The sequence below is a fragment of the Streptomyces sp. NBC_00102 genome, from assembly GCF_026343115.1.
In the GTDB taxonomy this organism is placed as follows: Bacteria; Actinomycetota; Actinomycetes; order Streptomycetales; family Streptomycetaceae; genus Streptomyces.
On record NZ_JAPEMC010000001.1, the window covers coordinates 1,948,725 to 1,962,994 of the forward strand.

General features: G+C 75.1%; 11 protein-coding genes. 8 read left to right on the forward strand and 3 right to left on the reverse strand.

Going from position 1 to position 14,270, the window contains the following annotated elements; all coding sequences use genetic code 11:
* Positions 1 to 138 precede the first annotated feature (138 nt).
* The 7 genes from OHA55_RS08605 to OHA55_RS08635 all read left to right on the forward strand — a co-directional run bounded on the left by OHA55_RS08605 (position 139) and on the right by OHA55_RS08635 (position 11,511).
* The gene (locus tag OHA55_RS08605; RefSeq protein ID WP_266704373.1) at positions 139 to 1,470 is read left to right on the forward strand and encodes a hypothetical protein; all 1,332 of its coding nucleotides are present in this window, start codon (positions 139 to 141) and stop codon (positions 1,468 to 1,470) included.
* 56 nt (positions 1,471 to 1,526) lie between these two features.
* The gene (locus tag OHA55_RS08610; protein WP_266704374.1) at positions 1,527 to 2,552 is read left to right on the forward strand and encodes a glutamate ABC transporter substrate-binding protein; all 1,026 of its coding nucleotides are present in this window, start codon (positions 1,527 to 1,529) and stop codon (positions 2,550 to 2,552) included.
* Positions 2,553 to 2,598: 46 nt separating this feature from the next.
* Positions 2,599 to 3,945 carry a hypothetical protein gene (locus OHA55_RS08615; RefSeq protein WP_266704375.1) on the forward strand — a complete coding sequence of 449 codons (1,347 nt, stop codon included), beginning with the start codon at positions 2,599 to 2,601 and terminating at the stop codon, positions 3,943 to 3,945.
* A complete protein-coding gene (locus OHA55_RS08620; protein WP_266704376.1) occupies positions 3,942 to 6,752 on the forward strand; it encodes a tetratricopeptide repeat protein in 2,811 nt (936 codons plus the stop codon). Before OHA55_RS08615 ends, OHA55_RS08620 begins: the two co-directional genes overlap by 4 nt.
* Before the next feature lie 2 nt (positions 6,753 to 6,754).
* Positions 6,755 to 8,341, forward strand: a complete 1,587-nt coding sequence (locus OHA55_RS08625; protein WP_266704377.1) for a PP2C family serine/threonine-protein phosphatase — start codon at positions 6,755 to 6,757, stop codon at positions 8,339 to 8,341.
* Positions 8,342 to 8,549: 208 nt separating this feature from the next.
* The gene (locus OHA55_RS08630) at positions 8,550 to 9,905 is read left to right on the forward strand and encodes a VWA domain-containing protein (RefSeq protein WP_266704378.1); all 1,356 of its coding nucleotides are present in this window, start codon (positions 8,550 to 8,552) and stop codon (positions 9,903 to 9,905) included.
* A gap of 136 nt (positions 9,906 to 10,041) precedes the next feature.
* Entirely contained in the window at positions 10,042 to 11,511 is a 1,470-nt protein-coding gene (locus tag OHA55_RS08635; protein ID WP_266704379.1) for an FHA domain-containing protein, read from the forward strand.
* Between the two features lie 31 nt (positions 11,512 to 11,542).
* Here the strand turns inward: OHA55_RS08635 and OHA55_RS08640 are convergent, their stop codons facing one another.
* Positions 11,543 to 12,532: a methyltransferase domain-containing protein gene (locus OHA55_RS08640; RefSeq protein ID WP_266704380.1), complete on the reverse strand. Its 990-nt coding sequence runs from the start codon at positions 12,530 to 12,532 to the stop codon at positions 11,543 to 11,545.
* Positions 12,533 to 12,668: 136 nt separating this feature from the next.
* Between OHA55_RS08640 and OHA55_RS08645 the strand changes: the two genes are divergently transcribed.
* Positions 12,669 to 13,073: a globin gene (locus tag OHA55_RS08645; RefSeq protein ID WP_266704381.1), complete on the forward strand. Its 405-nt coding sequence runs from the start codon at positions 12,669 to 12,671 to the stop codon at positions 13,071 to 13,073.
* 68 nt (positions 13,074 to 13,141) lie between these two features.
* On the opposite strand, the gene OHA55_RS08650 is transcribed toward OHA55_RS08645, so the two are convergent.
* Together OHA55_RS08650 and OHA55_RS08655 are read right to left on the reverse strand one after the other, a co-directional pair.
* Positions 13,142 to 13,849 (reverse strand): hypothetical protein, encoded by a 708-nt coding sequence (locus tag OHA55_RS08650; RefSeq protein WP_266704382.1) that lies wholly within the window; start codon positions 13,847 to 13,849, stop codon positions 13,142 to 13,144.
* Positions 13,846 to 14,268 (reverse strand): thioesterase family protein, encoded by a 423-nt coding sequence (locus tag OHA55_RS08655; protein WP_266704383.1) that lies wholly within the window; start codon positions 14,266 to 14,268, stop codon positions 13,846 to 13,848. Before OHA55_RS08655 ends, OHA55_RS08650 begins: the two co-directional genes overlap by 4 nt.
* Positions 14,269 to 14,270 lie beyond the last annotated feature (2 nt).

Below are 14,270 nucleotides of genomic sequence, written 5' to 3' on the forward strand. Positions count from 1 at the left end.
GGTCCCTGCGGCCATACTTCAGGCCGGGCGCCACTCCCCCGATCGGCCGGGGGCGACGGCGCCGACAGTGACCGAGGGGGAAGTCGAGTGACACACCCGCCGATCGGGGGCCCGCCGCGGCAGCACGGAGCGGCGCAGGTGTCCGGCGTGCCCGCGCAGCGGCGCGGGGCGGTGTCCGCCTCCGTGGGACGACGGCTGCGCGGCGCCGCGACGACCGAGCCCGGGCGGCTGCGGATCGTCGGAGCCGTACTCGCCCTGCTCGTCGTGGCGTTCGGGGCGGTGACCGCGGTGGAGGCCGCCGGGCGGGCCGCCGCCGCGGACGACGTGGTGAGCCGCAGCCAGCCGCTGAGCGCGGACGCCGCGGCCGTCTACCGCTCGCTCGCCGACGCGGACACGATGGCGGCGAGCGGCTTCCTCGCGGGCACCGAGGAGCCGGCGAACGTCCGCGCCCAGTACGAGAAGGACATCCAGAACGCCTCCCGGCTGCTGGTCAAGGCGGCGGCGAACACGGAGGCCACCACCTCCTCCGGCCGCGAGATCCGCACGATGAACGAACTCCTCCCGGTCTACACCGGCCTGGTCGAGCGGGCCCGCGCCAACAACCGCCTCGGGCTTCCGCTGGGCGGTGCCTACCTCAGGTACGCCAACCAGAAGATGAGCGGCGAACTCCTGCCCGCGGCGGAGCGGTTGTACACGGCGGAGACCGGCCGGCTCGACGCCGACCAGCGTGACGCCCGGCAGTGGCCGCTGATCGCCATCGCCGCCGGATTCATGGCCCTGACCGTGCTGGTCTGGGCCCAGCGCCGCGACTACCGCCGGACCCACCGGGTCTTCAACCGCGGGCTGCTCGCCGCGACGGCCGCGACCGCGGCCGTGCTGGTGTGGCTGGTCGTCGGCCAGACCCTGGCCAGGACCGAACTGCACCACGCCATGGCGAACGGCCAGGCCTCGCTCGACGTGCTGAACGACGCGCGGATCGCCTCCCTGAAGGCGCGCGCCAACGAGAACCTCACCCTGGTCGCCCGGGGCGCGGTGCTCACCGAGGACGGCTCCGCCGACCAGTACCAGACCGACTACACGGCGGAGATGGACGCGCTCCGCACGGAGCTGGGCAAGGCGGGGAAGCTGGCGGACGACGCCTCCGGGAGCACCCCGGTGGCGACCGCCGTCAGCAGTGTGTCGGAGTGGCAGAAGCGCCACGCCGACGCCCGGAAGACCGACGACGGCGGCGACTACGAAGGCGCGCTCGCCCTGGTCATCGGGGCGAAGGGCTCCACCGGCGAGTGTTTCTCGAAGGTGGACGCAGCGCTGGAGACGGCCCTGGCCCACGAACAGAAGCAGTTCGACGCGGCGGCCGGCCGGGGGCGCGGCGCGCTGGGCGGGCTGCCGGTCGGCGCGGCGGCCCTGGCGGTACTGGCGGCGGTCGCCGCGATCACCGGGACCGGCCGGAGACTCGGGGAGTACCGGTGAACGGGCGCGTACCGGCCACGGAGCCGGCGGAGGGAAGAGCGGTGGGAGGGGGAGCGATGGCACGGACACGTACCGGCGGGAGCAGGCTGCGCGGCTGGGGCGGGGTGACGGCCATGGCCGTGGCCTGCGTGCTCACCGCCCTGTTCGCCCTGCTGCCGCTGACGCACGGGGCCGACGGCTCCTCGTCCGCCGCCCCGGGACCGGGCGCGGCCCCGGCCACCCAGGTGCGCGCGGACACCTGCGACAAGCCGGAGGCGAGCCTGCCGCCGTCCCGGAACGACGGGCCGGGGGTCGCACGGATCAAGGAGCGCGGCAAGCTCATCGCCGGGGTGGACCAGAACAGTTACCGCTGGGGTTACCGCAATCCGGCGACCGGCAAGCTGGAGGGGTTCGACATCGACCTCGTCCGGGCCATCGCCCAGGACATCCTCGGCGACTCCTCCAAGGTGGTCTTCCGGGCCATCCCGACCAGCCAGCGGATCGCGGCGCTGGAGAGCGGCCGGGTCGACGTGGTGGTGCGGACGATGACGATCAACTGCGCCCGGCTGAAGCAGGTCGCCTTCTCCACCGCCTACTTCCAGGCGGGCCAGCAGGTGCTCGCCCCGGTGACCTCCGACATCTCCGGGTACAACGCCTCGCTGCGCGGCAAGCGGGTCTGCACCGCCGAGGGTTCCACCGCGTACGAGGCCCTGAAGGCGCGGTCGTTCGGCGCGGCCTTCGAGGACGCGCACGACGGCACCGCCGGGGACGAGGACCTGCTGACCGTCCCCAGCCAGCTCGACTGCCTGGTGCGCCTCCAGCTCGGCGAGGTGGACGCCGTGGTGACGGACAACGCGCTGGCGGCGGGCCAGGTGGCCCAGGACCCGACGGTGGAGCTCAAGGGCGGCCCGTTCACCACGGAGTACTACGGTGTCGCCACCAAGCTCGGCTCCGACGACCTGGTGGCGCGGGTCAACCAGGTGCTGGCGGACTACCGCAGCGGCGGTGCGGGGAGCCCGTGGATGCGCTCGTACCGCACCTGGCTGGAGGCCGGACTGCCCGGCATCACGGCGCCCCCGGCGCCGACGTACCGCAGCAACTGATCCCGGCGGGGCCCTCGGGCCCGCCGGAAGAGCGGAGAGGTGAGCGATGGGCGTCGCGGGACCCTTCCCCGGCTACGCGGCAAGGCCCCCGGGACCGGTCATGGACCGGGACGAGGCGGACCGTGCGCTGGCCCGGCTCGGCGCGGAGCACGAGGCGATCGAGACCTCGCTCCTCGCCCTGCAGGACCACGCGGGCCGGCGTCTCCTGGAGGGTGCCGGCCTGTCCGGGGTGACCAAGGAGCGCTGGGCCACCACCGAGCGGTCGATCACCCTGCTCTGGGGGTACTTCGACGCGTACGCCGACGCCCTCTCGCAGGCGCGCGCGGTGCGTGCCCGCAGGCGCCACCCCAACCGGGAGGACCTGGAGACCCTCACCGGGCTGCTCCGGGGCCGGGAGATCACCGTGGCGCACGGCGCCGCACCGCCCGACCCCTCGATCACCGGCCCGGCCCGGCTCGCCGAACGCTTCTCGCTGGAGGAGCTGGTGGCCCGGATGAACACGCTCTACGCGCGCTCCCTGGACATGGTGGTGGCCTCCGACTCCGTCTGGTCGGCGCTGCCCGCCAGGATCGACCTGCTCGCCGCCGAACTCCACCGCACCCGCTCGCTGGCGCATTCCGTGGGCGTCCGGCCGGGTGAGCACCCGTCGGGCGACGACCTGGAGTCGATCACCCTGGAGCTGACCGAGCTGCGGGCCCTGGTGATCGCCGACCCGCTGGCGTTCTGGCTGCGGGGGTCCGGCAGCGCCGCGCCGGGCGGCGGCCGGGCGGACACCGCCCGGTACGACCGGGCGGCCCGCGCGCTGGAGGAGGTACGGCGGGAGATCGAAGCGGTGCTCGCCGTCCGGCAGGACGCCGAACAGCGGCTCGCGCGGCTGCGGGACGTGCTCTCGCGCGCCGACCGCACGCTCGCCGAGGCGCGGGTCGCCCGGGTCGAGGTGCTGGCGAAGATCGCGGCCTCCGAGGTGCCCGCCGTCAGCGGTCCGCCGACCGCGCTCCAGGAGCGGCTGGCCGCCGCCTCCGAACACCGCAGGCACGCCCGCTGGCACCGGCTCCCGCCGCTGCTGGAGCAGTTGGAGCGGGAGGCCGAGGAGGAGCTGCTGCGTGCCCGCGAGTCGCTGACCTCGGTCACCGCGCCGCTCGCCGTGCGGGCGGAGCTGCGCGGCAGGCTCGACGCGTACCGCGCGAAGGTGGCGCGGCACGGGCTCGCGGAGGACCCGCTGCTGATCGAGCGGTACGACGCGGCCCGCCGGATGCTGTGGAGCGCGCCCTGCGATCTGCGGGTCGCCGGGCAGGCGGTGCTGCGCTACCAGCACGCCGCCACCGAGATGATGGCGCCGGGCCGGACGTCCTCGCCCGAGGACCGGCCCCGCGACGAGGGGGAGACACGATGAGCAGCCGGTGCCAGCGCCCCACGTGCGAGGGCTCCTACGAGGACATGGGCGACGGCGAGCTGTACTGCGACACCTGCGGTCTGGCCCCGGTCGTCTCGCCGAACGGCATGGTCGCCTCGCCGCCCACCGGGATCGCGGCCGCGGCGCGCGGCGGTTCGGCCTCCTCGCCCGCCGGTTCGCGCGCCTCGGCCCGCGCCTCCTCGCGGTCCTCCACCTCACGGCGGTCCGTCTCGGGCCGGCTGTCGCGGGGGCTGTCCGCCGGGGCGGGGAGCGCGCCGTCCGTGTCGGTGCGGGCCTCGGGCGCCTCGGGCGGGGCCTCCGCCCGGGGGCGTCTCGGCGCGGGCCTGGTGCAGGTGCCGGACGTACCGCGCCCCGATCCGCGGGCGGCCGTGATGGCGCACGCCGAGGTCCCCGAGCGGAAGCGGTTCTGCTCGCGCTCGGACTGCGGGGCGCCGGTGGGCCGGGCACGCGGCGACCGGCCGGGCCGCACCGAGGGGTTCTGCACCAAGTGCGGGCACCCGTACTCCTTCGTACCGAAGCTGCGCGGCGGCGACGTGGTGCACGGGCAGTACGAAGTCGCGGGCTGCCTCGCGCACGGCGGGCTCGGCTGGGTGTACCTCGCGGTGGACCGGGCCGTCTCGGACCGCTGGGTGGTCCTCAAGGGCCTGCTGGACACCGGCGACCAGGACGCCATGGCGGCCGCGATCTCGGAGCGCCGCTTCCTCGCGGAGATCGAGCACTCCAACATCGTCCGGATCTACAACTTCGTCGAGCACCTCGACCAGCGGACGGGTTCGCTGGACGGCTACATCGTGATGGAGTACGTCGGCGGCAAGGCGCTCAAGGAGATCGCCAACGACCGCCGCACACCGTCCGGGAGGCGCGATCCGCTGCCCGTGGAGCAGGCGTGCGCGTACGGGATCGAGGCGTTGGAGGCGCTCGGCCATCTGCACAGCCGCAACCTCCTCTACTGCGACTTCAAGGTCGACAACGCGATCCAGACGGAGAACCAGCTCAAGCTGATCGACATGGGCGCGGTGCGCCGGATGGACGACGAGGAGTCGGCGATCTACGGCACGGTGGGCTACCAGGCCCCCGAAGTCGGGGAGGTCGGCCCGTCGGTCGCCTCCGACCTGTACACGGTGGCGCGGACCCTCGCGGTGCTCACCTTCGACTTCCAGGGCTACACCAACGTCTTCGTGGACTCGCTGCCGGACCCGGAGAACATAGAGGTCTTCCGGACGTACGAATCCTTCTACCGGCTGCTGGTGCGCGCCACGGACCCCGATCCGGCGCGGCGTTTCGCCTCGGCGGAGGAGATGGCGGAGCAGCTGACGGGGGTGCTGCGGGAGGTCGTCTCCCTCCAGTCGGGGCGCCCGCGCCCGGCCCTGTCCACCCTGTTCGGGCCGGAACCGCGGGTGACGGACACGGAGTTGTTCGCCGAGCTGACCGGTGACGTGTCCCGCCTCGGCGGCCGTCGTGCCCGGTCCGCGCGCCGCTCCGGGCGCCGGCGTGAGCCCGCTGCCGCCGGGACCGTACCGGTGGCCGCCACCGCCGCCGGACACCCGCAGCCGCCCCCCGGTTACGGCCGGCCTCCTTCCGCCAATACGCCACCCCCGGCGTACGCGCCGCCTTCCGGGCACACCCCGCCCGCCGGATACGCCCCGGCCGGGTACCAGCCCTCGGCGGCGGCCCTGACGGCCCCGCCCACCCACGCGAGCGGCTCGCCGGGCCGGCCCTGGGGTGGCGGCACGCCCGCCGGACCGGGCGCCCCGGGCGTTCCCGCGCCGCGCCCGGCCCAGGCCGTGCCGGTCCCGGTGTTCGGAGCGGGACCGGTGCCGCCCGGTGCCGCCCAGTGGCTCGGCGGTCTCGACGCGGGTTCCACCGCGCTCTCGCTGCCGGTGCCGCGCGTCGACGGGAGCGACCCCAACGCCGGTTTCCTGGCCGGGGTGACGGCGGCGGCCCCGCTGGAGCTGATCGCCGCGCTGCGCACCGTCCCGGCCCCTTCCCCGGAGACCAGGCTGCGCGAACTGCGGGCCCTGCTGGAGCTGGCCGAGTACGGGGCGGCCGCCCATGTGCTGGGCGAGCTGGAGGCCCGGCACCCGGACGACTGGCGGGTCGTCTGGTACCGGGGGGTCGTCTCCCTGGTGACCGGGGAGCGCGAACGCGCGGCGCTCTCCTTCGACGCGGTGTACGACGCGTTCCCGGGCGAGCCCGCGCCCAAGCTGGCGCTCGGGATCTGCGCGGAGGTGCTCGGCCAACTGGACAACGCCGCCGACTACTTCCACCTCGTCTGGACCACCGACCCGAGTTTCGTGAGCGCCGCGTTCGGGCTCGCCCGGGTGCGCTTCGCCGCCGGGGACCGTACCGGCGCGGTACGCACGCTGGAGTCGGTGCCCGCCGCGTCGATCCACTTCACGGCAGCCCGGGTCGCCTCGGTCCGCGCGCGGCTGCGCGGGCGCGACCCCGGGGAGCCGCTGGCGGACGACCTGGCCGCCGCGTCGGACCAGATCACGGCGCTGGCCGGGCTGGGGCTGGACGCGGTGCGCCGCGAGCGGCTCTCGACCGAGGTGCTGGGGACCGCGCTGGACTGGGTACTCTCCACAGGACCCGCCCGCCCGTCCGCGGGCCCGGCGTCCTTCGGGCCGGGCGCCCGGAAGCTGCTCGGCAGCGAACTGGACGAGCGGGGGCTCCGGTTCGGGCTGGAACGCTCGTACCGGATGCTCGCCCGGCTGGCTCAGCAGGGCGACGAGAGGATCGAACTGGTGGAGCGGGCCAACCGTTTCCGCCCCCGGACGTGGGTGTGAAGATGTCACAGATCCACCAGCAGACGGCCCCCCTGCCGACGTGCCCCGGCTGCACGGAACCGCTGGACCCGGGCGACCTGTTCTGCGGCGCCTGCGGATACGACCTGTCCGCCGTGCCCGAACGGCCCGGCGACCGGCCGACGATGGCGATCACCACCCCGCCCCCGCCACCGGCTCCCCCCGTACCGGCAGCGGCTCCGGCGGCCCCGGCTCGTCCGGCCGCGCCTCCGGCACCGGTCCAGTGGCCCGAGGCGTCCGAGACCGACACCGCGGACCGGCCCGCGCCCGTCCACCGGCCCGCCGACGTCCCGGGCATCGACTCCGCGGGGCACCCGCTCTTCGCCCGCGCGGCCGCACCTGCCGCACCTGCCGCACCACAGTCCGCTCCTGCCGCACCGGCACCGGCCGCACCCGCCGCACCGGCCGCACCCGCACCGGCCGCACCGGCCGCACCGCCCGGTGCCGTGCCGGCCGCCGTTCGGCACGACGACCGGGCCGCACCGGAACGGCAGCACTCCGGCTCCGGCGGCTCCGGGGACTTCGAACTCGCGGCTCCGGGAGCCGTGCCGGGAGCGGCTCCCGTGCCCGTCCAGGATCCCCGGGGCGCGGGCGGGACGGGCGGTGCCGGGGGTACGGCCGCCACTGCCGTGCCCGGCTCCCCCGCCGGTACCAGGATCTGTGTCGCCTGCCGGGCCGGCCGGGTCGACGCCGACGGGTACTGCGAGACCTGCGGCCACGCCCAGCCGCGCGCTCGCGACCACATGGAGCGGGAGCTCGGCGCGGTGGCGGCGGTCAGCGACCGAGGGCTGCGTCACCACCGCAACGAGGACTCCTTCTCCGTGTCGGCCACCGCGCTGCCGGACGGTTCGCCCGCCGTCGTCGCGATCGTCTGCGACGGGGTGTCCTCCGCGTACCGGCCGGACGACGCCTCGGCGGCCGCCGCGAGCGCCGCCGGCGAGTCCCTCCTGGAGTCGCTGCCGCGCGGCACGCACCCGCAGCAGGCGATGCACGACGCGATCGTCGCGGCCTCCCGGGCCGTCAACGCCCTGGCCGAGGAGCAGGAGGGCGCGACGGAGCACGATCCGCACCGCAACCAGAACGCTCCGGCCTGCACGCTGGTCGGCGCGGTCGTCGCCGGCGGTCTGCTGGTCATCGGCTGGGTCGGCGACAGCCGGGTCTACTGGGTGCCGTCCGACCGTACGCAGCAGCCCGCCCGGCTCACCGAGGACGACTCCTGGGCCGCGCAGATGGTGGCGGCGGGCCTGATGAACGAGGAGCAGGCGTACGCGGACGAGCGTGCCCACGCGATCACCGGCTGGCTCGGCGCGGACGCCTACGAACTCGACCCGCACACCGCCGCGTTCAAGCCGGACCGGCCGGGCACGGTGGTGGTCTGCACCGACGGGCTGTGGAACTACGCGGAGTCCGCCGAGGAGATGGCCGCCGCGCTCCCCCGGGACGCCCACGAACGCCCGTTGCACGGCGCCCAGGTGCTGGTGGGTCACGCGCTCGACGGCGGGGGCCACGACAACGTAACAGTGGCGCTGCTGCCGTTCGCCGTACAGCCCACCGGGGCACACTCCGGCTGACGCTCCCCGGCTGCCGGACAGCCGCTCGTCAGGCCGCGTCCCGACCGGCCTCCGGACCCGACAGATTCCGACCGCCGCCGACCGCTTCCCAGCCGTTCCGGCCCTTCCCTGCCCTCCCGTGCGGTCGCCCGTCCGGACCGGCGGGCCGACCGTACGTCAACCGCACACCCGTATCCGTCCCACCGGTGGGGCGTCGAGGAGCAGCTCCATGGCCAACTTCGCCAAGTCGCGACAGCCTCGTTTCTCCGTGGACGTGTACCAGAACAGCTACCTCCCCGAGGGGGGCCGCGAGGTCAACGCGATCGTCACGGTCACGTCCACGGGCGGTGGTACGTCCAGGGGTGCGCCGCTCCCCGGAAGCCTCCCGGAAGGCGCGGCGGCGCCCGTCCCGGACGCCGCGGTCGTGCTCATGGTCGACTGCTCGGGGTCGATGGAGTACCCGCCCACGAAGATGCGCAACGCGCGCGACGCCACGGCGGCGGCCATCGACACCCTGCGCGACGGCACCCGGTTCGCGGTGGTGGCGGGCACGCACGTGGCGAGGGACGTCTATCCGGGCAACGGCGGGCTCGCCACGGCCGACCCGCTGACCAAGGCACAGGCGAAGGACGCGCTGCGCGGCCTGAGCGCGGGCGGCGGCACCGCGATCGGCACCTGGCTCCGGCTCGCCGACCGGCTGTTCGCCTCCGCCGGTGCGGATCTGCGGCACGGCGTCCTGCTGACCGACGGGCGCAACGAGCACGAGGCGCCCCAGGACCTGCGGGCGGCGCTGGACGCCTGCGCGGGCCGCTTCACCTGTGACGCCCGGGGCGTCGGCACCGACTGGGAGGTGAAGGAGGTCACGGGCATCGCCTCCGCCCTGCTGGGCACCGCGGACATCGTCGCCGATCCGGCCGGGCTGGCCGCGGACTTCACGCGGATGATGGAGAACGCCATGGGCAAGGAGGTCGCGGACGTGGCGCTGCGGCTCTGGACGCCGGTGGACACCGAGATCCTCTTCGTGAAGCAGGTCGCTCCGGCGGTCGTCGATCTGACCGGGCGCCGGTCGGAGGCGGGACCGCGTGCCGGGGATTATCCGACGGGTTCCTGGGGTGACGAATCCCGCGATTATCACGTGTGCGTCAGGGTTCCCCAGGCCCGGATCGGCCAGGAGATGCTGGCGGCGAGGGTCTCCCTGATCCTCCCCGCGCCCTCCGGCGAGGGCGCCCCGCAGACCCTTGCGCAGGGGTTGGTGCGGGCGGTGTGGACGGACGACCTGGTGGCGTCCACGGCGATGAATCCGCAGGTCGCGCACTATACGGGCCAGGCCGAGCTGGCCCGGGTGATCCAGCAGGGACTGGACGCCCGCAAGGCCGGGGACCTGGATGGGGCGACCGCGAAACTGGGCCGCGCGGTGCAGCTCGCGGCGGTCTCCGGCAACGAGGACACCGCGAAGCTGCTTTCGAAGGTGGTCGACGTGGTCGACGCCGCGACAGGTACTGTGCGACTGAAAGCGAAGGTCGCGGAAGCGGACGAGATGACACTCGAAACGCGCTCCACCAAGACCGTTCGCGTCAAGAAGTAACAAGAGAACGACACAGACGAAGCCGAGCGACAGAGTCGTCCGCACGGCCGGGGGCGGACCTCCGCCCCGCCGCGCGTACGGCGATCGACGAGCATGACGGCCCCCGGGCCGGACGAGGAGAGGGGGAAGCGCCGACATGCCGACCTGCCCGAACGGACACCAGTCGGGTTCCGAGGACTGGTGCGAGGTCTGCGGACATCGCATGACCGGAGCCGGTACGCCCGGTGCGGTCCCGCCGCCCCCGCCCCCGCCGCCCGCGCCCGGTTACGGATATCCGCAGGGCCCCGGCCCCGGCCCCGGCGGACAGCCGACCGCCGGAGTCGAGCTCTGCCCGCAGTGCCGCACCCCGCGTGAGCCCGGTGGGCCGTTCTGCGAGGAGTGCCGGTGGAACTTCCTCACCAACACGGCGACCTCGTACACCCCGCTGGCTCCGCAGCCCGGCGCCGGTGGCGGGCCGGCGCCCGGTCTCAACCTGCCGCCCGGCTTCCAGTCGCAGCCCGGCCCCCGGCAGGCGCCCCCGGCCCCGCACACGCAGGCCCCGCACTCCCAGGCGCCGCAGCCCCCGCAGCCGCGTGACCCCTTCGAGTACCAGGGTTCGCGTCCCTCGCAGCTGAACCGTCCGGCGGAGCCGCTGGTGCCGGACCGCGACGGCCGGCAGGCGCCGCCGAGCGCCTTCCAGCAGAACCAGCAGCAGCCCCCGGCCTTCCCGCAGGCACAGCAGGGAGCGCCGGGCGGTCCGCAGGGTCAGCAGCAGTCGCCGTTCCCGCAGGGCGGGCAGCCGCAGTTCCCCGGTCGCCCGGGGCAGCCGCAGTTCCCGCAGAGCCCGCAGGGCGGGCCCGGCCGGCCGGGCCCGCAGCACGGTGGCCCGCAGGGTCCGCCGGCCGCGTTCCAGCAGGGTCCGCCGTCGGCGTTCCAGCAGAGCGCGCCGCCCGCGCCCGGTCCTTCGGCCCCGCCCGAGGCGGACGACTGGATGCTGCCGCCGCCCTCGCAGGCCCAGGCCCAGGCCCAGGCCCAGGCTCAGGCCCCGGCCCAGCCGCAGGCACCCGCGCACCAGCAGCAGCCGCACCCCTTCCAGCAGCAGAGTCCCCCGCAGGGAGGCTTCCCGCCGCCGTTCCCCGGCCAGGGCGGCTTCCCGGGTGCCCAGCAGGGCCCCGGCGCGCAGGGCGGCCCCGGTGGGCCGTCGCAGGAGCCTCAGCGGTCGGCCGTCTGGACCGCGGTGATCGCACCGGACCGTGACTACTTCCTGGCGATGATGCAGCGCAGCGGCCCGGAGGCGACCGGGCTGAACCTGCCCGCGTACTCCCCCGAGCAGCACCTCGAACTCGCGGGCAGCCAGGTCACCATCGGGCGCCGCCGGCACAGCACCGGAGAGTCGCCCGACATCGACCTGGCGGTGCCGCCGGAGGACCCGGGCGTCTCGCACCAGCACGCGGTCCTGGTGCAGCAGCCGGACGGGGGCTGGGCGGTGGTGGACCAGAACTCCACCAACGGCACGACGCTCAACGGCGCCGAGGACCCGATCCAGCCGTACGTTCCCGTACCGCTCCAGGACGGCGACCAGGTGCACGTCGGCGCGTGGACGACGATCACGGTCCGCCGGAGCTGATCCGTCCATCGGCGCGTTGTCGTAGGGCCCCTCACCGCTCCCCGTGACCGGTGAGGGGCCATACGTACGGGCCCTCCGGGTCGTCCAGCCAGGCCCACTGCCCGCTCCGGTCGACGGTGAGGCCGAAGCGTTCCCGGCCGGGGCGGCCCTCCCCCTCCCAGAGGTTCAGCGCCTCCTCCGCGTCGAGCGAACCGCCCGCCAGGGCGAGCAGGAACGAGTGGAGGTCGTTCCCCGTCATGCGCCGGGCCGGGCCGCCGGGACGCGCCGGGGTCCCTCGCAGGGGCACGAAGAACGCCGGGGTGTGCAGGAAGTGCCCCTCCGCCCGCCGTCCGGACGCGGTCTCCCGCACCCCGAGCGAGATCACCCCGGTGGCGAAGGGCGCCAGGATGCGCGCGCCCGGGGCGCACTGCGCGAGCCATTCCTCCGGGATCAGGGGCAGGGTGCAGGTCGCGATGATCCGGTCGTACGGGCCGTGTCCGGGGCAGCCCCGCGCCCCGTCGCCGGTGACGACGGTGGCCCGGTACCCGGCGGCGGCGAGGTGGCGGCGGGCGGACTCGGTGATCTCCGGATCCAGGTCGACGGTGATGACGGCCCCGTCGCCGAGCCGGTGGGCGAGGAGCGCCGCGTTGTAGCCGGTGCCCGCGCCGATCTCCAGCACGCGCTGGCCGTCGCGCACGTCCAGTGCGTCGAGCATGAGCGCCATCAGCGAGGGCTGGCTGCTGGAGGAGACGAGTTCGCCGTCCTTCATCCGGGTGGCCAGCGGCCCGTCCGCGTACGCCCCGCGCAGCCACTGCTCGCGGCGTACCGGGTCGGCGTCCTCGCACCAGAGGCGTACGGCTCCGAGGAGGCCGCCCTCGTAGTAGTACGGCACGAACAGGTGGCGGGGCACGTCCTCGAAGGCCGCGCGCCAGGCGGGGTCGCGCAGCCCGCCGTCGGCCACGATGAGCCGCACCATGGCCTGCCGGGCCGCGGCCCCCTCGGCCTCGAACGGATCGCGCGTCCAGCGCTCTGCGGCACCCATGCCTCCACTCTCCTGCGGCGGCGCCCGGCGGGCGACCGGCACGCGGCAGCGGGTGCCGCCGGGTGCTGCGGAGCCGGAAGCCCCGGGGGGTCCTAGGACCCCCGACCTCGGCCGGTACGTCTGCGACCATGGACACGTGACAGAGAACCCGCGCGACACGCTTCAGGAGCAGACCTTCTACGAGCAGGTCGGCGGCGAGGCGACCTTCCGGCGCCTGGTGCACCGCTTCTACGAGGGGGTCGCCGAGGACCCGCTGCTGCGGCCGATGTACCCGGAGGAGGACCTGGGTCCGGCCGAGGAGCGGTTCGCGCTCTTCCTGATGCAGTACTGGGGCGGTCCCCGGACGTACAGCGACCACCGCGGCCACCCCCGGCTGCGGATGCGGCACCAGCCGTTCCGGGTGGACCGGGCGGCGCACGACGCCTGGCTCGCGAACATGCGGGTCGCCCTGGACGAGCTGGGCCTCGCCCCCGAGCACGAGGCGCAGCTGTGGTCCTACCTCACCTACGCGGCCGCCTCGATGGTGAACACGGCCGACTGAACCGGCCGGCCGGTTCAGTCGGTGCGTTCAGCGCGACCGAGGCGACGCGGCCGGTGCGGCCGGTGCGTTCAGCGCCGGCCGACGGACAGCTGGAGCGCGCCGAGCCCGCCGCTGCCCTCGGCGCGCAGGGCGACGGAGCCGTACGGGCTCCGCAGGCGCAGCCAGGACCCCGCGGCCAGCAGGCCGACCGGCAGGTCGGGCTGGGGGCGGAGGAAGCCGAGCGACTGCGCCGCGTGCACGGCGCGCAGGGGGAGCGGGGTCCCGCCGACCGGCCGGGACCAGATCTCGCGGCCGATCAGATCGCGTTCGGCCCGGGTGCGACGGTCCTCGGGAAGGGCCTCGTCGCGGGCCCGGAACTCGCCGACCGCCGTGCTCAGCGCGGTGCGCAGCTCCTGCGGGCCCGGCAGCCCGGGGACCTCGGTCCAGGGGCCGCGCGGCGGCAGCAGCCCGGTCCAGGGCGGCCCGGTGACGGGAGCGGGCAGTACGCCGGTCCCTCCCCCGGGGCTTTCGGGGTCGAGGGTCTCCAGGAACTCCCCCGCCGACACCGTGACGTCGAAGGCCGTCGGGCCTCCGGGTCCGTCCTCGGCGAGGCGTGCCGTTCGGATCGCCAGCACGTCGAAGGAAGGCGGGCGCCCGAACACGGCCAGCGCCCCGCCGGCCGCCTGGAGGCGGACGGCGGCGGCGCGGTCGTAGTGGAGCAGCCGGCCGAGGAAGGCGGCGAGGTCCGCCGCCTCCCTCGGGTCGGCGAAGAGCACGGAGTGCACGGGCATCGTCATGCCGCGGCGGGCTCCTGCTCCATGTACTCCTGGAGGAAGAGCTTCTCCTCGGCGGAGATCCGCCGGGGCCGCCCTTCCACCAGGTTGTAGGGCACGACGACCGTGGAGGCCCGCACGTACACCAGGTCCGCGTCCTTGATCTCGTACGCGATCGTCAGGGACGCCGCGCCGATCTTGGTGACCCAGGACTCGACGGTGACCGGCGCGTGGCGGTGGACCAGCGGCCGGAGGTAGTCGATCTCGTGACGGGCCACGACGGAACCGCCCGCGAAGGACGGCGAACCGTCCCCAGGCGCCAGTCGGAACATGAAGTCGATGCGCGCCTCCTCCAGGTAGCGGAGGAAGACCACGTTGTTGACGTGGCCGAAGGCGTCCATGTCCGACCAGCGGAGCGGGCAGGGGTAGAGGTGACGGGCCACGG